Source organism: Achromobacter sp. (assembly GCF_032102605.1).
GTDB lineage: Bacteria > Pseudomonadota > Gammaproteobacteria > Burkholderiales > Burkholderiaceae_B > Achromobacter.
On sequence record NZ_DAMDGT010000006.1, the window covers coordinates 299383 to 321300 of the forward strand.

22 protein-coding genes are annotated in these 21918 nt (G+C 66.6%); 10 read left to right on the forward strand and 12 right to left on the reverse strand.

Going from position 1 to position 21918, the window contains the following annotated elements; all coding sequences use genetic code 11:
* Window positions 1-93: 93 nt before the first annotated feature.
* The 4 genes from garL to RT614_RS16335 form a co-directional block, all read right to left on the reverse strand.
* The gene (gene garL / locus RT614_RS16320) at window positions 94-861 is read right to left on the reverse strand and encodes a 2-dehydro-3-deoxyglucarate aldolase (protein ID WP_313623159.1); all 768 of its coding nucleotides are present in this window, start codon (window positions 859-861) and stop codon (window positions 94-96) included.
* Between the two features lie 92 nt (window positions 862-953).
* A complete protein-coding gene (locus RT614_RS16325) occupies window positions 954-2066 on the reverse strand; it encodes an Ldh family oxidoreductase (RefSeq protein WP_313623160.1) in 1113 nt (370 codons plus the stop codon).
* Between the two features lie 51 nt (window positions 2067-2117).
* Window positions 2118-2819 (reverse strand): FadR/GntR family transcriptional regulator, encoded by a 702-nt coding sequence (locus tag RT614_RS16330; RefSeq protein WP_313623234.1) that lies wholly within the window; start codon window positions 2817-2819, stop codon window positions 2118-2120.
* Between the two features lie 205 nt (window positions 2820-3024).
* Entirely contained in the window at window positions 3025-3954 is a 930-nt protein-coding gene (locus RT614_RS16335; RefSeq protein WP_313623161.1) for a dihydrodipicolinate synthase family protein, read from the reverse strand.
* A gap of 224 nt (window positions 3955-4178) precedes the next feature.
* On the opposite strand from RT614_RS16335, the gene RT614_RS16340 reads away from it, so the two are divergent.
* The 3 genes from RT614_RS16340 to RT614_RS16350 all read left to right on the forward strand — a co-directional run bounded on the left by RT614_RS16340 (window position 4179) and on the right by RT614_RS16350 (window position 7279).
* Complete coding sequence (locus tag RT614_RS16340; RefSeq protein WP_313623162.1) at window positions 4179-5180, forward strand: tripartite tricarboxylate transporter substrate binding protein; 1002 nt, start codon at window positions 4179-4181, stop codon at window positions 5178-5180.
* 74 nt (window positions 5181-5254) lie between these two features.
* On the forward strand, window positions 5255-6226 hold the full coding sequence (locus tag RT614_RS16345; protein WP_313623163.1) for a tripartite tricarboxylate transporter substrate binding protein: 972 nt from the start codon (window positions 5255-5257) through the stop codon (window positions 6224-6226).
* A 96-nt stretch (window positions 6227-6322) separates the two neighbouring features.
* Window positions 6323-7279: a 2-hydroxyacid dehydrogenase gene (locus tag RT614_RS16350; RefSeq protein WP_313623164.1), complete on the forward strand. Its 957-nt coding sequence runs from the start codon at window positions 6323-6325 to the stop codon at window positions 7277-7279.
* A gap of 149 nt (window positions 7280-7428) precedes the next feature.
* Here RT614_RS16350 and RT614_RS16355 read toward each other — a convergent pair whose 3' ends face one another.
* The 3 genes from RT614_RS16355 to radA all read right to left on the reverse strand — a co-directional run bounded on the left by RT614_RS16355 (window position 7429) and on the right by radA (window position 10169).
* The gene (locus RT614_RS16355) at window positions 7429-7653 is read right to left on the reverse strand and encodes a hypothetical protein (protein WP_313623165.1); all 225 of its coding nucleotides are present in this window, start codon (window positions 7651-7653) and stop codon (window positions 7429-7431) included.
* A 258-nt stretch (window positions 7654-7911) separates the two neighbouring features.
* Entirely contained in the window at window positions 7912-8691 is a 780-nt protein-coding gene (locus tag RT614_RS16360; RefSeq protein WP_313623166.1) for a sulfite exporter TauE/SafE family protein, read from the reverse strand.
* 116 nt (window positions 8692-8807) lie between these two features.
* On the reverse strand, window positions 8808-10169 hold the full coding sequence (gene radA / locus RT614_RS16365) for a DNA repair protein RadA (protein WP_313623167.1): 1362 nt from the start codon (window positions 10167-10169) through the stop codon (window positions 8808-8810).
* A gap of 431 nt (window positions 10170-10600) precedes the next feature.
* On the opposite strand from radA, the gene RT614_RS16370 reads away from it, so the two are divergent.
* The 3 genes from RT614_RS16370 to hpaI all read left to right on the forward strand — a co-directional run bounded on the left by RT614_RS16370 (window position 10601) and on the right by hpaI (window position 12693).
* Window positions 10601-11245, forward strand: coding sequence for a hypothetical protein (locus RT614_RS16370; RefSeq protein WP_313623168.1), 645 nt, complete (start codon window positions 10601-10603; stop codon window positions 11243-11245).
* Window positions 11246-11355: 110 nt separating this feature from the next.
* On the forward strand, window positions 11356-11820 hold the full coding sequence (gene hpaR, locus RT614_RS16375) for a homoprotocatechuate degradation operon regulator HpaR (RefSeq protein WP_313623169.1): 465 nt from the start codon (window positions 11356-11358) through the stop codon (window positions 11818-11820).
* Between the two features lie 72 nt (window positions 11821-11892).
* On the forward strand, window positions 11893-12693 hold the full coding sequence (hpaI, locus tag RT614_RS16380; protein WP_313623170.1) for a 4-hydroxy-2-oxoheptanedioate aldolase: 801 nt from the start codon (window positions 11893-11895) through the stop codon (window positions 12691-12693).
* Between the two features lie 116 nt (window positions 12694-12809).
* Here hpaI and RT614_RS16385 read toward each other — a convergent pair whose 3' ends face one another.
* Genes RT614_RS16385 through RT614_RS16395 form a run of 3 tightly spaced genes read right to left on the reverse strand, consistent with a single transcriptional unit; the run spans window position 12810 to window position 15539 of the window.
* Window positions 12810-13559, reverse strand: a complete 750-nt coding sequence (locus RT614_RS16385) for an alpha/beta hydrolase (RefSeq protein WP_313623171.1) — start codon at window positions 13557-13559, stop codon at window positions 12810-12812.
* Window positions 13560-13608: 49 nt separating this feature from the next.
* Complete coding sequence (locus RT614_RS16390) at window positions 13609-14586, reverse strand: tripartite tricarboxylate transporter substrate binding protein (protein WP_313623172.1); 978 nt, start codon at window positions 14584-14586, stop codon at window positions 13609-13611.
* A gap of 59 nt (window positions 14587-14645) precedes the next feature.
* Entirely contained in the window at window positions 14646-15539 is an 894-nt protein-coding gene (locus RT614_RS16395; protein WP_313623173.1) for an MBL fold metallo-hydrolase, read from the reverse strand.
* 124 nt (window positions 15540-15663) lie between these two features.
* Between RT614_RS16395 and RT614_RS16400 the strand changes: the two genes are divergently transcribed.
* Complete coding sequence (locus RT614_RS16400) at window positions 15664-16635, forward strand: LysR family transcriptional regulator (RefSeq protein ID WP_313623174.1); 972 nt, start codon at window positions 15664-15666, stop codon at window positions 16633-16635.
* A 77-nt stretch (window positions 16636-16712) separates the two neighbouring features.
* Here the strand turns inward: RT614_RS16400 and RT614_RS16405 are convergent, their stop codons facing one another.
* The gene (locus tag RT614_RS16405; protein WP_313623175.1) at window positions 16713-17432 is read right to left on the reverse strand and encodes an SDR family oxidoreductase; all 720 of its coding nucleotides are present in this window, start codon (window positions 17430-17432) and stop codon (window positions 16713-16715) included.
* Between the two features lie 132 nt (window positions 17433-17564).
* Window positions 17565-18692, reverse strand: coding sequence for an alanine racemase (alr, locus tag RT614_RS16410; RefSeq protein WP_313623176.1), 1128 nt, complete (start codon window positions 18690-18692; stop codon window positions 17565-17567).
* A 149-nt stretch (window positions 18693-18841) separates the two neighbouring features.
* Here alr and hpnC point away from each other — a divergent pair, with 149 nt between their 5' ends.
* Genes hpnC through hpnE form a run of 3 tightly spaced genes read left to right on the forward strand, consistent with a single transcriptional unit; the run spans window position 18842 to window position 21868 of the window.
* A complete protein-coding gene (gene hpnC / locus RT614_RS16415; protein WP_313623177.1) occupies window positions 18842-19672 on the forward strand; it encodes a squalene synthase HpnC in 831 nt (276 codons plus the stop codon).
* A 13-nt stretch (window positions 19673-19685) separates the two neighbouring features.
* On the forward strand, window positions 19686-20549 hold the full coding sequence (gene hpnD, locus RT614_RS16420) for a presqualene diphosphate synthase HpnD (RefSeq protein WP_313623178.1): 864 nt from the start codon (window positions 19686-19688) through the stop codon (window positions 20547-20549).
* Entirely contained in the window at window positions 20546-21868 is a 1323-nt protein-coding gene (gene hpnE / locus RT614_RS16425) for a hydroxysqualene dehydroxylase HpnE (RefSeq protein ID WP_313623179.1), read from the forward strand. The genes hpnD and hpnE overlap by 4 nt, the downstream gene beginning before the upstream one ends.
* Window positions 21869-21918: the final 50 nt, after the last annotated feature.

The window sequence follows — 21918 nt, forward strand, 5'->3', positions numbered from 1 at the left end:
GGTAGGCAGGATGATCGGCCGAGGTCAGGCCGATCATCCTGCAAGACGCAGCGTCGTCCGTGTCAGGCGCCCAAGGCGCCTGACACCACAAGGTCAAGTGGGGAACGCCTCGCGCAACGCGAAGGTCGCCTGCTTGAACACACCCAGATCCGTGCCCACCGCCACAAAGTGCATCCCCATGTCCAGGTAGCGCCGCGCATCGGCGTGCACGGGCGCCAGGATGCCCACGGCCTTGCCCTGCGCCGACACGCGCTGGTGCAGATGGCGGATCACTTCCTGCACCTCGGGATGGCCCGGGTTGCCGATGTGACCCAGGGCAGCCGCCAGATCGGACGGCCCGATGAATACGCCATCCACTCCTTCGACGGACGCGATCTCGTCCACCGCCTCGATTCCCGGCCGGCTTTCGATCTGAAGCAGCACGCAGATGTTGTCGTTGATGGTCTGCAGGTAATTGGGCACCGTGCCATAGCGGTTGCTGCGCTGGGCTCCCGCCACGCCACGCATGCCCTGCGGCGGATAGCGCGTGGCGGCGACTGCGCGACGCGCGTCTTCTTCGGACTCGATGAAGGGAATCAACAGGTTGTAGAAGCCGATATCCAGCAGACGCTTGATCTCGACCGGGTCGTTCCACGACGGACGGCCGACGGCGGCGCTGGCGCTGCCCTGCAGGGCCTGCAACTGCTGCAGGAACATCGGCACTTCGTTGGGCGAATGCTCGCCGTCAAGGAGCAGCCAGTCGAAGTCCGCCAGGCCGACGAGCTCGGCAGTGATGTGGCTGGACATGCACATCCAGAATCCGATGAGCCGCTCGCGGGCCAGGATACGTTGCCGGAAGCGATTGGGAAGAGGTGAGTTCATTGCCGCCTTCATGTCAGGAAAACAGAAACAGTGCCGGTCGCCGCGATGGCCGCGCGCCCGGGCCAGTGGATGTCGGGCTTGCCCGCCGGTGATCAGGCCGGGTCCAGCAGGTACGGCGTGCCGGCGCGTTCGCAGATGGCGCGAAGCTTGTCGGCCAAGGCTACGGGGATCGGGATTCCTTCGCGCAGGCGCCGCATGCGCTCGGCGGCTTCGGGCTCGCCCGCCACCAGGACGGGTTCGGCCGGGTCGGCCGGCGGCGTGTCGTGCAGGGCGTCGATCATGTCGTCCATGTCGGACTCGAACGACCCCGCCGCGCGGAAGGCGTCCGGATTGAGCGCCAGGAAAAAGTGCCCCACGTCATCGGGCTCGCCAGGCTGGCGCGTCGGCGCGCGACGGGCGGCGAATGCGCTGCCGCTCAGCGTGCCACCCAGGATCTGCGCCATCATCGCCAACCCGTAGCCCTTGTGGCTGCTCATGTCGGACGTGCCGCCCAGCGGCGTCAGGCCGCCTTCGGGATGCTTGAAGATGAATTGCATGGCGGCGTCGGCGTCGGTGACCGCGGCGCCCTGCCCGTCCACCGCCCAACCGGGTGGCAAGGGCTTGCCCAGGAAGTCGTAGACCTTGACTTTGTTTGCCGCCACGGTGGTGGTCGCCATGTCGAGCACGAACGGTTCGTTGTAGGCAGCAGGCGCGCCGAAGGCGATGGGATTGGTCCCCAGCATGGGCATTGCGCCGCGCGTGGGCACCATGATGACGCCGTTGGCGCTGCTGGTGACCAGCCCCACCACGCCGCGCTCCACCGCGATGCGCGCGTACACGCCCGCCGCACCGAAGTGATGCGAGTTGCAGACCGACACCGCGCCCACGCCGTGTTCCAGAGCCTTGTCCACCGCCAGGTTCATGGCCTGCGCGGCAACCGGATAGCCCAGCCCGCCCATGCCGTCGATCAACGCGCTGGCGCCGCCATCGCGCACCACGCGGGCTCGCGCATCAAGCCGCAACGTGCCGGCGCGCCATTTGTCCTCGTATGCGGGCAGCATGGATATGCCATGGGAGTCGATGCCCAGCAGATCCGTGCGCGCCATCAGGCCCGCTGTCGTGTGCGCCAGGTCCTCGGCCATGCCCCAGGCCATCAACACCTGCAGAATCTGTTCGCGCACCTGTTCGACCGGCACGGCCGTGGGGCCTGATCCATTCGCTCGCACTGTCTGTCTCCTGTTGTCTTTGGTTTGTCTTGGCAAGCTTTGGCGCGGGCGTCAGTCGCGGTCGCGATCCACCAGCCGGTGCCGGGCTTGCCCCAGATGGAATTGCATGGCGACGCGGGCGCGCTCGCCGTCCTGTTCGCGGATGGCGTCCAGGATGGTGGCATGTTCGTCCACGACGCGCTGCGCGCGCTGCCGGGAGCCCGTGCGCGTCAGGTTCAGCGTCAGGCGCATGAAGCCGCTGATGGATTCGTGGATGCTTTCCAGCACGCCCAGGTAGAAGTCGTTGCCGCTGGCTTCCGCGATGCTGGCGTGAAACGCCAGGTCCGCTTCCGCGGACACCTGCCCGCTGGCCAGCGTATCGGCGAAGGCGGCGTGGGCCTCGGCAATCTTGTTGAGCTGCTCGTCCGTGCGGCGCAAGGCCGCCAGGCGCGCCGCGTCGCCTTCCAGCGCCACGCGCACCTCTTGCGCCCTGAGGTAAGCGCCGACGTTCTGAACGTCATTGAAGGCCTTCAGGCGCGGCGCGGGCTGGTGGCTGACGAAGGTTCCCAGCCCTTGGTGCGCCGTGATGAGGCCATCGGCCCGCAGCCGCAGCAAGGCTTCGCGCACGACGGGCCGCGACACGCCGAACCGCTCCGAGATTTCGTTTTCGGACGGCAGCTTGTCGCCGACGTTCAGTCCGCCGGACACGATCTGTTCGAAGATCTGACCGTAAAGCTGGTCCGCCAGCCGCACCCGGTGTCCACGCTCCAGCATCGGCGCGCCGACGACGTCCGGCTCGGCATGCGCCTGCGGCGCGGGCTGGGGCGATGCTTTGGGTCGAGCCACGTAACCTCCTGGTGATAGGGCCTGTCCGCGTGCACGCAACAGGCCCCGGAACACTGCCGGCGATGCGCCGGCAGGGCACATCGTACCGTCAATGCGCCTCGCGGGCGGCCGGGTCTGGCCACCCTGCGGACCTTCACACCGTGACGGTCTCGCGGTCCCAGGCAGCCAGCGCGCGAGCAACCGGAGCAACGCGTTCGCGCTCGGCCGGCGAGATGCCGGTCAAAAGCGGCAACATCGGGCCCATGTCGGCCACGCCCGCCAGCGTCACGGCATCGTGCAGCACACGGATCGGGCTGATGCCGTCGCGGCAGTCTTCCAGTCCCATGTAACGTTCGCGCACGGTCTCGGCTTCGTCGTAGCGGCCGTCGCGCAGCAGATGCAACAGGCGCATCGAACCGCGCGGCGCGACGCACACAGAGCCCGACGTGAAGCTCTTCAAGCCGAAATCGCGGTAGTGCACGATGGCCGGGCGTTCGCCGATGCCGCTGACGATCCAGCGCGAGTCCACGGCTTGCAGCATGGCCGACAGGTAGGCGTCCTGCGCCGGATTGTCTCGAACCACCGCGTACTTGAAAGCCGCGATGCGCCCTTCCTCTACCAGGCGCGCCGCCGTTTCCGGCGCCAGGTAGTCCGCCGACTTGATGTAGACGACGGCGGGCTTGCCCAGCGCGTCCGAGAACCGGCGCACGCCTTCGGCAAGGCCCGCGTCGGTGTACGGGAACGACATCGGCAGCAGCATCGCCGTGGGGAACGGACGCGTGCGCAGGATGGCGGCCTGGTCCATCATCTTTCCGTAGTCGGGCCCGACCGACGGAAGGATCCACGTGTCCGGACCCGCCAGGCCAGCCAGCATGTCCACGATGCGCGCGTATTCGCTTACGCCCACGTTATAGAAATTGGCATTGCCGCCATACATCACGTTGCGCACGCCGCCCGCCTCAAGATGGCCAAGCAGCGCCTTGTTGGCGGTCTCGTTCAGCGACAGGTCGGCGTTGCGCGCCAGGGGCGGCACGGCGATGACCGAACGCTGCAGGTCCTGGGCGGTGACCGGGGAAGTTTTCATGGACGGGGCTCCTGGCTGATGCGGTTGTCAGATAAGTTGGGTGAAAAAAGTATACTTGGTTGACAAGCAATAGCTCAATACCTATATTTGTTTTACAAGTAGATCGGCAGCACGTGCGACGCATGGCGCTCACGCGCCATGCACCATCAAGCTCCCGGCTGGCCAGGAGCGGAATACCCCCAGAAACGATGCGCGGCCACGCGCACACCGAGGAGACGAATTCCATGCATGCAGCCCCTGTGCGAGGCCGGTTCATCGCGGCCGCCCTGTTGACTGCCACCGCCTTTGCCTTGCCGGCCACGCCGGCGCTGGCGGACTATCCCGAACGCGAAGTCAGGATCATCGTGCCCTTCCCCGCAGGCGGAACCGCGGACATCGCAGCCCGCGTGGTGGCGGCGGAACTGGGCAAGAGCTGGAACAAACCCGTCGTGGTGGACAACAAGGCGGGCGCGGGCGGGAACGTCGGCACCGCGGAAGCCGCGCGCGCCACGGCCGACGGCTACACATTCCTGATGGGCACCGTCAGCACGCACGCGATCAACCAGTCGGTGTATGCCAAGTTGCCGTATGACCCGGTCAAGGATTTCGTGCCCGTCACGCTGGTGATCCCGGTTCCCAATATCCTGGAGCTCAACCCCAAGTTCGCCGACCAGCACGGCATCCGCACGGTCGCGGACCTGATCAAGTATCTGAAGGCCAATCCCGGCAGCGTCAACATGGCGTCCACCGGCAATGGCACGTCCACGCATCTGTCAGGCGAACTGTTCCAGAGCATGACGGGCACACGCATGACCCACGTGCCGTACAAGGGCAGCAGCCCCGCGCTGACCGACGTGATGGCGGGTTCGGCCGACCTGATCTTCGATAACCTGCCGTCGTCCATGGGCTTCATCAAGGGCGGCAAGCTGCGCCCCCTTGCCGTGACCACCGCCAACCGGTCCCCCGCCCTTCCCGACGTGCCGACGATGGCCGAGGCCGGCGTCAAGGGGTACGAAGCATCGAGCTGGTTCGGCCTTCTGGCCCCCGCCGGCACGCCGCCTGACATCGTGCAGAAGGTGCAGCGCGACGTGGCCGCCGCCCTGCAGCTGGAGCCCGTGCGCGCGCAGCTGCAAGCGCAAGGCGCCACGCCATCCGGCAACACCCCCGCCCAGTTCAAACAGTTCATGGCCCAGGAAACCGTCAAGTGGGCCGACGTTGTGAAGAAATCCGGCGCCAAGGTCGACTGACCTGGCGTTGATACGGGCCCGTCCGCAACGCGTGAGCGGCGGGCTCTTCATCATCACGCGAACCAGGAGACACCATGAACAAAATGATCAGCGCCGTATTCGCGGCGGGCGCCGTTGTGCTTGGCGCGCCGGCGGCGCAGGCCGCCGGCTACCCCGAAAAGCCCGTCACCATGATCGTGCCCTTCGTGCCGGGCGGATCGTCCGACATCACCGCGCGCTCGGTCACGCCGGCGTTGTCCAAGATCCTGGGCCAGACCTTCGTGGTCGAGAACAAGCCTGGCGCGAACAGCGCCATCGGCGCGCAGGCGTTGGCGCGGTCCACGCCCGACGGCTACACGATGATGGTCGGCTCCATCGGCACCTTCGCCATCAACGAAGCCCTCTACAAGAATCTGTCGTACAACCCCAGCAAGGACTTCGCCTACCTTACGCAGGCGGTCCGCAATCCCAACGTGCTGGTCGCGGCCCCCACCTTCCCCGCCAGCACCGTCGCGGAACTGGTCGACTACGCGAAGAAGAATCCGAACCGCGTGTCGTATGCCTCGTCCGGCACGGGTTCGTCCGACCACCTTTCGGCCGTGCTGTTCCGCCAGCGCACCGATAGCACGGGCGTGGACGTGCCCTACAAGGGAGGCGGCGCGGCAATCGCGGACCTGATCGGCGGGCAGGTCAACGTGTCCTTCCAGAATCTGGGCGCGGTGCAGAACCACATCAAGGCGGGCAAGCTCAAGGCGCTTGCCATCACGGGCGACGCGCGCGCGCAGGACCTGCCGAACGTCCCCACGTTGGCCGAAGCCGGCATCAAGGACATGGTGGTGTATTCGTGGCAAGGCTTTGCCGTGCCAAAGGGCACGCCGCCCGCTGTCGTGGACAAGCTGTCGGACGCCCTGCGCACCGCCTTGCGCGAACCGCAGACCGAAAAGACGCTGCAGGGCCTGGGCTTCGAAGTCGTGGCCAACACGCCGCAGCAGTTCGCCGAGTTCCAGCAAGCCGAGGTCAAGCGCTGGAAGGACGTGATTCAGAAGGCCAACATCCAGCTTGAATAAGCAAATGCGGGGATGCCCAACATCGGGCATCCCCTCTCCAGGACGCCAGCGTGAATCAAGTAGCATGAAGCCTTCGCCACCCAACCGTACGACAACATGACCACCAAGCAACGCATCATCCAGGTCGGCTCGCTGGCCGGCTCTCCTTCCGCCAACCAGCGGCTCGCCGACGGCTACGACGTCATCGAACTCTGGAAGTTTCCGGATCGCAAGGCCGCGCTGGCCGAGCACGGCAAGGGCGTCACCGCCGTCGTCACGTCCGCCAACTTCGGCGCCAACGCGGAACTCATCAACGCGCTTCCGGACCTGAAGGCCATTTGCAGTTGGGGCGTGGGCTACGAAACCATCGACGTCGAAGCCGCCCGCAAACGTAGCGTGCTGGTCAGCAATACGCCGGACGTGCTGACGGACTGCGTGGCAGACCTGGCGTGGGGCCTGCTGATCGCCGGCGCCCGCCGCATGGGTCAGGGCGAACGCTTCGTGCGCGCGGGCCAATGGGGCCAGGTGCATGGCAGCATTCCGCTGGGCCTGCGCGTCAGCGGCAAGAAATTGGGCATCGTGGGCCTGGGCCGCATCGGCGAGGCAATCGCCAAGCGCGGCACCGGCTTCGACATGGAGGTGCGCTATCACAACCGCAGGAAGCGCGATGACATCTCCTACGGCTATGAAGCGTCGCTGACGGATCTGGCCAAGTGGGCCGACTTCCTGATCGTGGCCACCGTTGGCGGCCCAAGCACACGGCACCTGGTGAATCGCGAAGTGCTGGAAGCCCTGGGGCCGAAGGGCATCGTCGTCAACATCGCGCGCGGCCCGGTCATCGATGAAACCGCGCTGGTCGCCGCACTGGAAGCCGGCAAGCTGGGCTGCGCCGCGCTCGACGTGTTCGAACATGAACCCAAGGTGCCCGAAGCGCTGATCAAGAGCGACAAGGCCGTGCTGCTGCCGCACATCGGCAGCGCCACTGAAGAAACGCGCCTGGCGATGGAAAACATGATGCTCGAGAACCTGCAATCGTTCTTCGAGACCGGCCGCGTGATCACCCCGGTGGAATGATCTGTTTGCGTCCCCTGCCGCGCATACGGCCGGGGCGATGAATGAAAAAGCCTCTCGGCGCCCATACCGAGAGGCTTTCGACTTTCCGGCCCCCGCGTGACCCGGCAGTCTTTCGTGCAAAGGAACTTGGGCGTTGCCGCCCGCTGCGATTACTTCGTCGGCGTAGTGGCGCCCGACTTGTGATTGACTGCTGAGCCCGACTTGTCCGCCGAATGCTTGGCGGAGGTCTTGTCGGACTTGTGGTGCTTGTGCTGCGCCTGGGTCTTGGTTTCGCCGGTCTTGGCGCCGGCCGCAAACGCCGACGGCGCGGCGGCAAGGCCGAGGCACAGGGCCGAGGTGGAAAGAAACGCAGCAATGCGGGAGTGAGTCGTCATTTCGTGAACTCCTGGTTGGTGTAGGCCCGAAGGCCTCATGCCGATACGGGGCGGCAAAAGCGCCGCTGATCCCGTATTCGGTTTGAAGCCCGGCCTGCAGGAAGGTTCAACCCGGAACAACAAATTTTCGGTCGCTAACGCTTGGAAAAAAGTGGAAGGCCCCCACGCCGCACTCGCTTCGCTCGCTTGCTGCCCCCCGAGGGGGCTGCCCCGCCTTGAGGCGGCTCGGCGGCGGGGCTTAAGCTGCTCGTTAGACGCCTACCCTTCAAACGCCAACAACGCCACCGTCGCAAACAGCATCAGCGCGAAGCAGGCTCTCAGCTTGCGTTCAGGAAGGCGGTAGGCCAGCCTGACGCCGATGGGCACGAAGATGAGGCTGCCGATGGCGAGCGGCGCGCCGACCATCCAATTGGCTTGGCCCGCCCAGGTGTAGGTGATCAGCGCGATGGTGGACCCGGGTATCACCATGCTCAGTGCGAGCGCCTGCGCAGTGGTTTGCGGCAGGCGGAAGACCGAGGTGATGATGGGCACGGCCAGCACCGCGCCTCCTACGCCAAAGAATCCGCCGAGCGTGCCGCACAGAATGCCCAGTACGCTTGCGCGGCGCGGCGTGAAGGCCGGCGCATCGCGCTTGGGCGCCTGCGTGCGATGGGCGGCGGGACGCGATGCGCGCCACGTCTGCCAGACGTAGAACAGCGCGATGAAGAAAAGAAACACCGCGAAACTCTGGCGCAGAACGCTGGAATCGATGCCCAACGCCAACTGCGCGCCGACCCAGGTGAACAACACGGCGCCGGCCGCGCCCGCCAACGCGACACGCTTGTCGATGCGCGTCTGCTGGTTGTACTTGCGCACGGCCATCATGATGGTGGGCAACACCATGATGAGCGCCGTGCCCTGCGCCAACTGCTGCGACATGCCCATCAGCAGGACAAGCGCGGGGATGGCGATGAGACCGCCGCCAATGCCCAGCACGCCGCCCATGAAACCGATCAGGCCGCCCGCTGCCAGGCATGCGGCGATGACAAACAGACTCACGTGTTGCTCCAGCAAACCCCGGCCGCTTGAGCCGAGGCGATCAATGATTGAAATGCGGCCACGGACAGGCAGTGTTCCGGCGCCGCCAGGGGCGTCGAATCACTTTGCTCATGCCCTCAGCGCAGCTTGTCCAGCGCGGCGTCCAGCCTGTCCACGGCCCATATTTCCAGCCCTTCGATCGGCTGGCGCGGCGCGTTGGCCTTAGGGATGAGCGCAATAGAGAATCCCAGTTTGGCAGCTTCGCGCAGGCGTTCTTGCCCGCGCGGCGCGGGCCGGATCTCGCCCGCCAGGCCCACTTCGCCAAAAGCGATCAAGCCACGCGGCAACGGCCTGTCGCGCAGCGAAGACATGATGGCCAGCAACACCGGCAGGTCCGCCGCCGGCTCGGTGATGCGCACGCCACCCACCGCATTCACGAAGACGTCCTGGTCGAAGGTGGACACTCCCGCATGCCGGTGCAACACCGCCAGCAACATGGCAAGGCGGTTGCCTTCCAGGCCCACCGTGAGACGGCGCGGGTTGGGCGCGTGAGAGCTGTCGACAAGCGCCTGGATCTCGACCAGCAACGGACGCGTGCCCTCTTGCGTGGCCATCACGCAAGAGCCCGCCACCTGTTGTTCATGTTGCGACAGGAACAATGCGGACGGATTGGCGACGCCCCGCAAACCGCGATCAGTCATCGCGAACACGCCGAGTTCATTGACCGCGCCGAAGCGATTCTTGAACGCGCGGACCAGGCGGAACGACGAATGCGTGTCGCCTTCGAAGTACAGCACCGTGTCGACGATGTGTTCCAGCACGCGCGGGCCGGCCAGCGCGCCGTCCTTCGTGACGTGGCCGATCATGACGATGGCGATGCCCGTCTGCTTGGCCAGGCGCGTCAGTTGCGCCGCGCATTCGCGTACCTGGGATACGGATCCCGGTGCGGCGGTGAGCTCGCCGCTATAGAGCGTCTGGATCGAGTCGATAACGGCTACGGTGGGCTTCTGTTCGGACACGGCGGCCTGGATGGCTTCCAGCCGGATCTCGGCAAGCAGATTGACGTTGCCGGTTTGCAGGCCGAGCCGGCGCGCGCGCAGCGCCACCTGTTCGGCGGATTCCTCACCCGTCACGTACAACACGTTGGTGGATTCGGACAGCGAGGCCAGCGCCTGAAGCAGCAGCGTCGACTTGCCGATGCCCGGATCGCCGCCGATCAGCACGACGGCGCCGGCCACCAGGCCGCCGCCCAGCACACGATCGAACTCTTCAAGGCCGGTGGGCTGGCGCGGCGTCTCGCGGGCCTCGATTTCAGACAAGGTGCGAACGGGGCTGGACGACGCCAGCGGAGCATACCGATGCGCGGACGCCGCCGGCGCCGAGGACTCAACGGTTTCTTCCAGCGTGTTCCAGGCGTTGCAATGTGGGCATTTGCCCTGCCATTTGGGAGTGGTGCCGCCGCAGTCGGCGCACACAAATACGGTTCGGGATTTGGCCATGCGCGAAAGTGTACTGGCAACCTTGAACGGCGGCGCGGACATGTGTGTTGGCTGCGCGCGTTATCCGACACGCGGCGCGCGCGATGAATCTGTCATTTTGCTTTCATACGGGGACGCTGCAACGCCGGGCCCGTAGTTACATGATGCAAACATAAGAAATTTCCTGCCGAATCCGCGTCAAATCGCGCATAATCGACAAGTGCAGCGCATATGGTCGAACCGTCAACGCAAGACGGCATACTCCACGCAGAACGTCCGCAGGACGCAGTGTGTGGAGAATCGCGGCGCAATCACCTGCGGCCTCTCAGGATGCCGCCTGAACCGGAACAAGACCCGAGCCACGACGAGATCGCCGGACCACCGGCGCGGCGCACGCAAAGGTCAAACGCGGATACGCCTTGCCACCAGGCGTATCTGCGAGGAGTACGCGCATGAGCATTACCTATCGCCCCCCTTTTGACGAAGACGATGAGCGGGATCTGCGCGCCCTGTATCGCAAGCCCGGCCCCGGCGCCAGTCCCGAACTGGACGCGGCCGTGCGGCGCAGATGGCATCCCGGCCACAGTTGGCACCCCGCCTGGGGCGCCGCCGTGTGCGCGGTGATGGTCGCAGGCCTGTTCGCCTGGACCGACATGCGCGAAGCCGCCGACCTGGCCGAGCCCGACGTGCAATTGGTTGCGGCTCCCGAAACCGAGGCCGCCGCCGATACCGGATCTTCGTCGCAATCCGCCGTGGCGGAAGCCGCCGCCGCTGCGCCTGTCTTGCGCCGCGCCGTCGTCCTGCAGCAAGAGCCCGCTGCAGCCCTGGCGCAACCTGCCGTGTTGGCCAGCACGCCCGCGCCTGAAGCTGCCGCACCGGATGCGGCGCAGCAGACTGCCCAGGCAGAAACCGCCGAACCCCAGGCTGTCGCCTTCACTGAACAGGACGTCGAGGCGCGCGTCGCGCAGATCCGCGGCTTGATCGTGGACGACCGCGAAGAAGAAGCCGTGCAGGCATTGCGCGAATTGCAGCGCGGCGCTCCCGACCTGACCCTGCCGGACGATCTGCAGGAACTGGCGCGGCAGAATCCTGCCTGATCCGCCTGGCCTGCCGGCCGGCGCAGACGCCAGCCGGCAGGCCAGGACGACCGCGGCGGGCCGCGAAGTATTGGTCAATTTTTGGGCGGCTTCTTGATAACATAGCCGCCATGAGCATGACCTTCAATCACCGCAATCTTCCCCATCTGCTGCTCTACGCGCGAGAGACGCTGATGGCGCATTTCCGCCCCGTGCTGCACGCGGCGGGCGTCACCGAACAGCAATGGCGGGTGCTGCGCACCCTGAGCGAAGTTCAAGCCATGGAACCCAACCAGATTGCGCGCACCTGTCAGATCCTCAGTCCCAGCCTGACCCGCATGCTGGCCGGCATGGAAGAACAAGGCCTGATCAAGCGCACGCGCTCCAGCGCCGACCAGCGCCGCCAGGAAATCTCTTTGACTGCCAAGAGCACCAAGCTGATCGACAGCATGCGCCCGATGGTGGATGCGAAGTACCAGGAAATCGAAGAGAAGATCGGCAAGGAACTGCTGGACCGCCTGTACCGCGACGTGGACGCCATGGTGGACCTGATCAAACGCGACGCGCCCGCGCCGCGCGACACCGACGGGCACTGACAGCAAAGGCGCCGCTTTTTCTCGTCGTATCCCTTGTTCACCGTAGTCCTATCTACAACCGACTCGCAGTCCATGGACATCCTGACAAACACCTTCAAGCAAGTATTGCGCGACGGCAAGCCCCAGATCGGTTTGTGGGCCGGCTTGGCCAGCGCCTACACCTCGGAGATTCTTGCGGGAGCCGGTTTCGACTGGCTGCTGATCGACGGCGAGCACGCGCCCAACACGCTGGATTCCACCTTGGCCCAACTGCAGTCGGTGGCCGCCTACCCGGTAGCGCCCGTGGTGCGCCCTGCCTGGAACGATCCCGTGCAGATCAAGCAGATCCTGGACACCGGCGCGCAGACGCTGCTGGTGCCGATGGTCCAGTCCGCCGATGAAGCCGCCGCCGCGGTGGCCGCCGTGCGCTATCCGCCGCAAGGCATACGCGGCGTGGGCAGTGCGCTGGCGCGTTCGTCGCGCTGGAACCGCATTCCCAACTACCTGGAACGCGCCAACGACCAGATGTGCGTGCTGGTGCAGATCGAAACCCCGCGCAGCGTCGAGGCGCTGGACGAAATCCTGGCCGTCGATGGCGTGGACGGCGCGTTCATCGGGCCGGCCGATCTGTCGGCAAGCATGGGCTATCTGGGACAGCCGGAACATCCCAAGGTCGAAAAGACGATCGACGATGCCATCGCGCGTATCGTGCGCTCCGGCAAGGCCGCGGGCATCCTCCATAGCGGCGTGAAGCAGGCGAAGCACTACCTGGCGCTGGGCGCGACCTTCGTCGCGGTCGGGGTGGACGCGGTGCTGCTGGCGCGCGCGGCGGAAGCGCTGGCCGGCGAGTTCAAGGACCTGACCGCGGTCCCTTCGGGGCAAGGCCCGTACTGATTGTCGCGAGCAGGAAGCCGCAATCCGGGTACGTGGGCGCCATTGCGGCGCCCATTATTTTTGGGCGCCGTTTCAGCGGCTTTATCGAACGTGGGCGCCGCAAAGCGCGCCCTGCCCTATTCCCCATTAAGGAAGCCGCGCACCGCGGCAAGAAAAAGCGCCGGACGCTCCAGGTGCGCAGCATGCCCGCAGTCTGGCAGCACGCACAGGCTAGCGCGGGACAGCGCAGACCGCAGCGCCAGCGCCGACGCCAAGGGATGGCTGCGTTCGAGCTCGCCCAGGATCACCAGCGCGGGCGTGCGTACCGCGGCTAACGCCGGAGTGAAGTCCACACCCTGCACTGCTTCCATCATGGAAGCCCCGCCATGAGGGCTCATCGACTGGCTGTCCTCCAGGCAATCCGCATAGGCTGGATGGTTCTCGCCCGATCGGAACCATGTCGGCAGCACGCGCCGAGCCGTGGCGTCCGGGCCCTCATCGCGCATGCGCGCAAGGGTGGTTTCAATGGATTCAAATCGCGCTGCGGGCTCGACGCGCGCGCCCGCGCCGTACAGCACCGCGCGGTGCACCCGCGTGGGCGCATCGCACAGCATCTGCTGCACGACGAACCCGCTGAACGAATGCCCCAGCACGTCGAAGGCGCCGATGCCGAGCTGGTCGGCCAGCGCAAGAAGAGCCCGCGCGTAAGCGCGCAAGCCCTGCAGGGCAGGCGCCTGTGCATCGCGCCCGAAGCCGGGCCAGTCGGGCGCGATGACGTCGCGCGTGTCCGAGAGCGCAAGGGCGAGGTCGCGCCAGATCGCCGACGACGAACAGAACCCGTGCAGCAAGAATAGCGGCCGGCCCGAACCGCAACGCATGAATTCCATGGCATGTACCCCGCCGGGATTGTCGAACCCGCCCTGTAGCCGGCTGGCGCTAGTTGTCCAGCACGACGCCGGAATCACGCACCACCGCTTCCCACTGGCTTGCCTCGTTGCGCCACGCAGCGCCAAATGCAGACGGTGAATCCTGGCCCGGCACGAAGCCGCTGGCCAGGTAACCCTGCCGCACCTCGGGCAGCGCCAATACCTCGTGCAGGGCGGCGGCAAAGCGCGCGACTCTGTCGGGCGGTGTGCCCTTGGGCGCCGCGAAACCCCACCAGTTGCCCCGCACCGCGTCCGGCATGCCGGCCTGCGCGGCAGTAGGCACGTCGGGCAGCCCGGCAAATCTTTCGGGCGCCGCAACCGCCAACGCCCGGACCCGGCCCTGCGGCACGTACGCGGCCGCGATGCTGTAGCCGCCGATGTAGAGCTGGATTTCGTTGGCCAGCAATGCCTGCACGCCCGGCGCCGAGCCTCGGTAGGCGATGTGCGTCATGTCCGCGCCCATCGCCTTGGACAATCGGTAGGCCGACAGGTGCGGCGTGGTGCCCATGCCGGGCGACCCATAGTTCATCTTGCCGGCGTGACTGCGCGCATAGTTCGCGAATTGCTCGTAGTCCGCCGCGGGCACCTGCGTGCTCACGTACACGAACGCGGGCACGTCAGCCAGCTTGCCCACGGGTTCCAGGTCGGCCAGCGGGTCGAAGCCCAGCTTGCGGTACAGGTACTGATTGATGACGAAATTATTGGTGGCGCCCAGCACCAGCGTGTATCCGTCGGGCTTGGCGCGCGCCACGTCCTGCATGCCGATGTTGCCACCTGCGCCGGTCTTGTAGTCCACCACCACGGGCTGGCCCAGGCGCTTTTCCAGTAGCGGCTGGATCTGCCGCAAGGCGATATCGCCAGCGGCGCCCGGCGCATACGGCAGCACTACGCGGATGGGCTGTTCGGGATACTGGGCGCTGGCGGCCGGCGGCAGGAGCGCGGGGGCCAGCGCGGCCAGGACGGAAACGGCACAAGCTCGGTACGGCATCGTGTTCTCCCTGTCCATGCGGCGCGGCCTTGGCGGCCGGCCGGTCTTCGTCGCGGACGCTACAGATCGATACGCATCAGGTCATGGGCCAGACGCAAGGGGCCCGTGTAGTTCTTGCGGATGTCGGCCACGATTTCGTCCATCAGGTGCGGCCCCATCAGTTCCACGGGAAGGTGCTTGGCCGCCGCGCGCTTGAGCACGGGGCTGGTGGAGTCGAAATGGCCGAAGTGCGTGGCCACCAGGCTCTTCACATTGGCTTCGCGCGCGATCTTGCCCAGATCGGTCGGACTGGTGTGGGCATAAGTCCCCACGCCTGTCTTGGCGCGATGCGCGATAAACGATTCGGGAAAGGTGCATTCGTGGATGAGCAGGTCGGCGTCCCTGGCCAGCCGCACCATCGCCTCACAGGGCGCCGTATCGCCGCTGAACGCGATGACCTTGCCTTCGGCCTCGACGCGCACTCCGAAGCATTCGCAGACGTCGCGCGGAATGTGCTCGACCCAGTCCACCGAAATACGCACCTTGTCGTCCTCGAAGACCACCCCGGGACTGACCTCGCGCACCTCGGGCCGCATGGCTTCCAGGTTGCGCTGGCGCACCGGGTAGGCCGCGCGCGCCTGGAAATCGGTGTGGTAGGCGCCGTTTTCGAACAGATGGTCCACAAAGTGCTTTGTTCCCTTGGGACCCAGCACCAGCGGCGAACCCTCTTTGTTGAGGATCCAGCTTGAAATCACGAAGTACGGATAGTCGCAGATGTGATCGTGGTGCAGGTGGGTCAGGAAAACGAAACCCACCTTGGCGGGGTCGACGTTGGCGCGAACCATCTGCCGCGTGGCGCCTTCGCCGCAGTCGAACAGGTAATGCCTGTCGTCGTCCAGCGTCAGCAGGATGGCGGACTGCGCCCGGTCGGGATCGGGCAAGGCGGCGCCTGTCCCCAGCATGGTGATCTTCATCGGCAACCCTCTCTCTGGTCAGAAGCGAAAGCTCTTGGGAGCACAAGGCCAGTATAGGAAGCCAGTGCATACCTGATGATCAATTATTAGAATGCTGTGAAAACTACATGGAATCACCAGACCCATGCCAGTCACCCCCCGCATTCCCGACCTGCGCCACATCAGCGGACGCCTGCGCCTGCGCCATCTGGATCTGCTGCAGGCCTTGCATGCGCTGGGCAGCGTCCACAAGGCCGCCGCCCGCCTGGGCATGACGCAACCGGCGGCCAGCAAACTGCTGCTGGAACTGGAGGACATGTTCGGCGTGGCGCTTTTCGTGCGTTCGCGGCGGGGCATCACGCCCACGGCCTTTGGCCATGCGCTGGCCGGCAAGACGGACGTGCTGCTGGCCGACCTGGCCGGCGCCCGCAACGAGATCGCCGCCCTGGCTGCGGGCGCCCGCGGCCGCATCCGGGTGGGCGTGCAGCCGGTCGCGCTGCCGGTGCTGGTTCCGCGCGCCATCCAACGGTTGCGCGCCGACCATCCCGGGGTCACCGTCATGCTGCACGAAGGTGCGCACGACGCGCTATTGGCCAGCCTGGCCCGCGGCGAGCTCGATTGCGTGCTGGGTCGGCTGATGCTGGGCGCGGCGCAGGCAGTATTCCGCACGGAAGTCCTGTACGAAGAACCGATCTGCGTCGTCGCGCGCTCTGGCCATCCGCTTGCGCGGTCATCGCGCATCACGGCTGCGGCGCTGGCGCGGCAGGACTGGATCCTGCCGCCGCCCGATGCGCCCCTGCGCCAGCGCATTGACGCCTATTTCGCGCAGCAAGGCCTGGCGCTGCCCGCACCGGTGGCCGAATCCGTGTCGCTGCTGGCCAACGAGGTGCTGCTGCGCGGCGCGGACATGCTGGCGGCGATGCCGCGCGCCGTCGCCCGCCACTACGCCGACCTGGGCGTGCTGGCGATTCTGAAATTCAAGCCGGACTGGAGCCTGCCGGCGGTGGGGGTGGTGCAGCGCGCCCATATCGAGCCGGCTCCTGCGCTGGCGCGATTCCTGGACGCCTTGCGGGATGAGGCGCAGACGCTGCAGGCAGGCGCCGCCGCCGACCACTGAGGACATCCGCCCGGACTGCTTCAGGCAAAAAAAAGCGCACCCTCGGGTGCGCTTGGGACTCGGGCGAACCGACCGGCCTACGACCGGCCAGCCAGACTCCCGCCGCCATCCACGCCCAACACCTGGCCGGTGATGAAGCCGGCGTCGTCGGACAGCAGGAAGGCGATGGCCGCGGCCACTTCAGCCGGCGTGCCCAGCCGCTTCATGGGCACCGACGCCAGGGCGCGCTTTTCGTTTTCGCTGCCGGCGGGCCGGGTGGCGCGGAACATCTCGGTTTCGATCGGGCCCGGCGCAACCGCATTGGCGGTGACGCCATATTCGGCCAGTTCCAGCGCCCAGGTGCGGGTGCAGCCCACCAGCGCGCTCTTGGCGGCGGAATAGGCGGTGCGGTCCAGGCCGCCATGGATGGCGCGGCTGACGACGTTGACGATGCGGCCGGCGCGGCGGACCTTCATGGATTCGATGAACGCCTGGGTCACCTGCACCGCCACGCGCACGTTCAAGTCCAGCACGTTATACAGCGTGGCCAGGTCGATTTCGCCCAGCGGTTGCGGCGACACGATGCCCACGTTGTTGACGACGGCATCGACGGGGAATTTTTCGCGGATTTCGCGCAGGACTTCTTCGGTGCGGCCGGCATCGGCCAGGTCACAGGCGTACAGATAGCCCGGGAAATCGACGTCCGTGGTGTTGCGCGCGATGCCAACCACATGACAGCCCATGTCGGACAGCCGCTGAGTGAGCGCCCAGCCTATGCCTTTGGTGGCGCCCGTGATGAGCACGCATTTGTCCTTCATGGAATGAAACCTCGCAGTCTGTTTTTCGGGTCGAAAACGGGCGCTTGAGCGCCCGGTTTCTCAAGTAGACACCATCCGGCGTCCCCTGTCTTGTAAATTGCGTAGCAATTCTTGCACGCTGGACGCCCCGGATCAGGCGTCGCGGGTGACCGGCACGCGCGGCGCCAGGGCGCACAGCAATTCATAGCCGATGGTGCCCGCCGCCCGGGCTACTTCGTCGACTGACGGGCCATCTTCGCCCCAGAGCGACACGGGGGAACCGACTCCGGCGGACGGGACCGGGCCCAGGTCCACGACCAGCATGTCCATCGATACGCGGCCCAGCAGTTGGGTCCGGATACCAGCCACTACGACCGGCGTGCCGGTGGACGCGTGGCGGGGGTAGCCGTCGGCATAGCCGCAGGCCACGATGCCGACGCGCATGGCGCGTTCGGCCCGAAAAAGCGCGCCGTAGCCGACGGAGTCGCCGGCTTTGATTTCCTGCACGGCGATGATCTCGGAACTGAGCGACATGGCGGGCTTCAGGCCGAACGACGACGCTTCGGCGTCCGCGAACGGCGATGCGCCATACAGGCAGATGCCGGGCCGCACCCAATGGGCCTGGCCTTCGGAGGCGACCGCGATGTCGGCAAAGCGCAGCGCGGCGGCCGAGTTGCAGACGCTGATGGCGCCCGGCAGCTTATGCGTCACCGAATTGAAGACGCTGAGTTGTTCGTTCACGCCCTGGGGGCCGTCCGCACAGGCGAAGTGCGTCATTTTGCCCACCGAGCCCAGGGTGCCCTGCTGTTGCAGCAGCATGGCGCGTTCGTGCGCGGCGGGATAGGCGGCGGGGCTGAACCCCAGGCGGTTCATGCCGCTGTTGAGCTTGAGCATGATGTCCACGCGGCGGGACAGGCGTGCGCGGGCCAGCATGTCGAGCTGGTCGCGGTGATGGACGGTGCTGCTGAGGTGGTAGCGGTCGACGATGTCCAGGTCGGAGGGATCGAAGAAACCTTCCAGCAGCAGGATCGGCCCGCCCCAACCTGCTTCGCGGCAACGCACGGCTTCGTCGAGGTCCAGCATTGCCAGGCCCTGCGCCTTGGAAAAGCCGGCTACCGCCTGTTCGATGCCGTGCCCGTAGGCGTTGGCCTTGATGACAGCCCAGATCGAGGGCGGCAGGCCCGAAGCCGCGGCGGCGGTCTGGTCCAGGTGGCGGCGCACGGCGGCCAGATTATGCGCAAGGGCGGATACGGAGACGGTCGCGGAGATTGGGCGGGGCATGATGTGAGATCCTGTGGCGTTCAAGTCTAACTGATCCCTGCGCTGGCGGCACCGCGCCGTATCAAGCGCCAACGACTACTCTAAAATGAAGCGCAACCGCCGTTTTGCGCCATATCCGTAGCCCCTGCGCCGTCCACAGGCCACTCTTTATGTCCATCGATCACTACGAGAATTTTCCCGTCGCCTCGCTGCTGTTGCCGCGCAGGCTGCGCGGCGCCGTGACCGATATCTACCGGTTTGCCCGCGCCGCGGACGACATCGCCGACGAAGGCAGCGCCACCGACGAGGAACGCCTGGCCCAACTGGCCGCGTTCCGCACCGAGCTGCACCGCATCGGCGCCGAACCCGGCACGCCGCCCGCGCCCGGCCTGCCGCCCTTGTCCGACATCTTCACGCCGCTGGCCCGGACCATCGCCCGGCACCAGTTGCCCATCACCCCCTTCTACGATCTCTTGTCCGCCTTCGAGCAGGATATCTCCGTCAAGCGTTACGAGGACTACACCGCCCTGGCGGACTACTGCACGCGCTCGGCCAATCCGGTCGGACGGCTGATGCTGCACCTGTTCAAGGCCGGCACGCCGCAGAACATCGCCGAATCGGACGCCATCTGCACCGGCCTGCAACAGGTGAACTTCTGGCAGGACGTTCGGGTGGACTGGCACAAGCATCGTGTCTACCTCCCGCAAGAAGACCTGCGCCGCCATGGCATCACCGACGAGGACCTTGCCGCATGCCGCCTGACGCCCGCGTGGCGCGAGCTCATGGCCTTCCAGGTCGACCGCACCCGCGCGCTGCTACACTTCGGCGCTCCGCTGGCGCGACGGCTGCCGGGCCGCATCGGCCTGGAGCTGCGCATGGTGGTGCAAGGCGGGCTGCGCGTTCTGGAGCGTATCGAGGCGAGCGGCTACGATGTATTCATGAATCGCCCCGAATTGGGCGCCAAAGACTGGGCCATCATGTTGTGGCGCTCCATCAAGTAACAGGCCTTGCCTAATGACCCCTGACGAGTACTGCCAGGAGAAAGCCGCCAAAAGCGGTTCGAGCTTCTACTATTCCTTCCTGTTCCTGCCGCCCGAACGTCGGCGCGCGATCACGGCCCTGTACGCCTATTGCCGCGAAGTCGACGACGTGGTCGATGAATGCACCGATCCGTCGCTCGCCCGCATCAAGCTGGCCTGGTGGCGCACGCAAGTCGACCAGATGTTCGACGGCAAGCCGGACCATCCCGTCACCCGCGCCCTGCAGCCGCACCTGGAAAGCTGTTCAATCACCCGTGACCGCCTGCTGGCCGTGGTCGACGGCATGGAAATGGATCTGGACCAGACCCGCTACCTGGACTGGCCGGGCCTGCGCAAGTATTGCTGGCATGCCGCTGGCGTGGTGGGCGAATTGTCCGCCGGCGTGTTCGGCTATTCCGATCCCAAGACGCTGGTGTATGCCGAAAAGCTGGGCTTGGCGTTCCAGATGACCAACATCATCCGCGACGTCGGCGACGACGCCCGCCGCGGCCGCATCTACATCCCCGTCAACGACATGCAGCAGTTCGAGGTCAAGGCCTCGGACATCCTGAACGGCGAGTATTCCGAGCGCTTCAGCGCCCTGATGAAATTCCAGGCCGACCGCGCCCGCGAGCTTTACCGCGAGGCAATGAGCAACCTGCCCGAAGCCGACCGCCGCGCGCAGCGGCCCGGGCTGATGATGGCCGCCATCTACCACGCCCTGCTCGACGAAATCGAGCGCGACAACTGGCAGGTGCTGCACCAGCGGATTTCGCTTACGCCCCTGCGCAAACTCTGGCTGGCCTGGAAGACCTGGGTAAGCGGCGGACGCGGCCTGGTCCGCCGGTTGGCGCAGTGAAGGCGGCGGTCATCGGCGCAGGCTGGGCTGGCCTGGCGGCCAGCGTCGCCCTGCGCGAAGCCGGCGCGAAGGTCACGGTCTTCGAAGCCGGCCACACGCCCGGCGGACGAGCGCGGCGCGTCTTTCATGGCGACTTCGATGCGCCCCTGGACAACGGCCAGCACCTGCTGTCCGGCGCCTACAAAGACACCCTTGCGCTGATGCGCCGTGTGGGGCGCAACCCCGACGCACTGCTGATGCGCCGCCCGCTGCGGCTGGCCAGCCTGGACGGGCGATTCAATCTGTCCGCCCCGCGCCTGCCCGCCCCCCTGCACATGGCCATGGCCGTCCTGCGCGCCCGGGGGCTGTCGTGGACCGACCGTCTGGCCATGCTGCGGCTCATGCGCGGCCTGAAAGCCATGTCCTGGACGCCGCCGCGCGACTGGACCGTGCTGCAGCTGCTGCACTATTACGCGCAGTCCGACGCGCTGATCCGCCAGGTCTGGGATCCTCTGTGCCTGGCCGCCTTGAACACCCCGATCGCCACCGCCAGCGCCGGCCTCTTTGCCCGCGTGCTGCGCGACAGCCTTGCCGGCAGCCGCGAAGACAGCGACCTGCTCCTGCCCTGCACCGACCTGTCGGCGCTGTGGCCGGACGCCGCCGCGCGCCAGGTGACCATGCGCTACGGCAGCACGGTACGCCAGCTGCATCCGTCGGACGACGGCATCGACATCAACCAGGAGCGCTTCGACGCGGCCGTGCTTGCCGTGCCGCCCACCTTCGCGGCGCGCCTCCTGGACGCGCCGTTGCGCGAAGCCGGCGCGACGGGGCTGCTCGACGCCCTGAAGGCGTTCGACTACCTGCCCATCGCCACGCTGAACGTGCGGCTGGCCGATCCGTGGCGCCTGCCCGAACCCATGATGATGCTGCGCGAGGACGCCGCCCGCGGCCACGCCGGCCAGTGGGTGTTCGACCGCGCCCAATTGGCCGGAGACACCAAGGCCGGCGAGCTGGCCGTGGTGGCCAGTGCGGCGGTCGGCATCAGCGAACGCAACCGTCGGCAGACCATCGAGGCCCTCATCGACCAGGTGGCGGAACAGGCCGCGCGCCATCCCCTGCGCCTGCCGCCGATGCCGGAGGTATCCGCCGCGGAACTCTTCATTGAAAAGCGCGCCACGTTCGCCGCGTTGCCCGGATTGACCCGGCCGCTGAACTCCACGCCCTGGCCGACGCTGGCGCTGGCCGGCGACTGGACCGATACCGGCTATCCGGGCGTGCTCGAAGGCGCGGTGCGCAGCGGCCTGCAGGCGGCGCGCGCGCTCAACCCCCGGGCAGCCTGAGACGCGGCGGGCGGGGCCCGCTTCGCCTCGCCCACGCATCCGCGACGAAC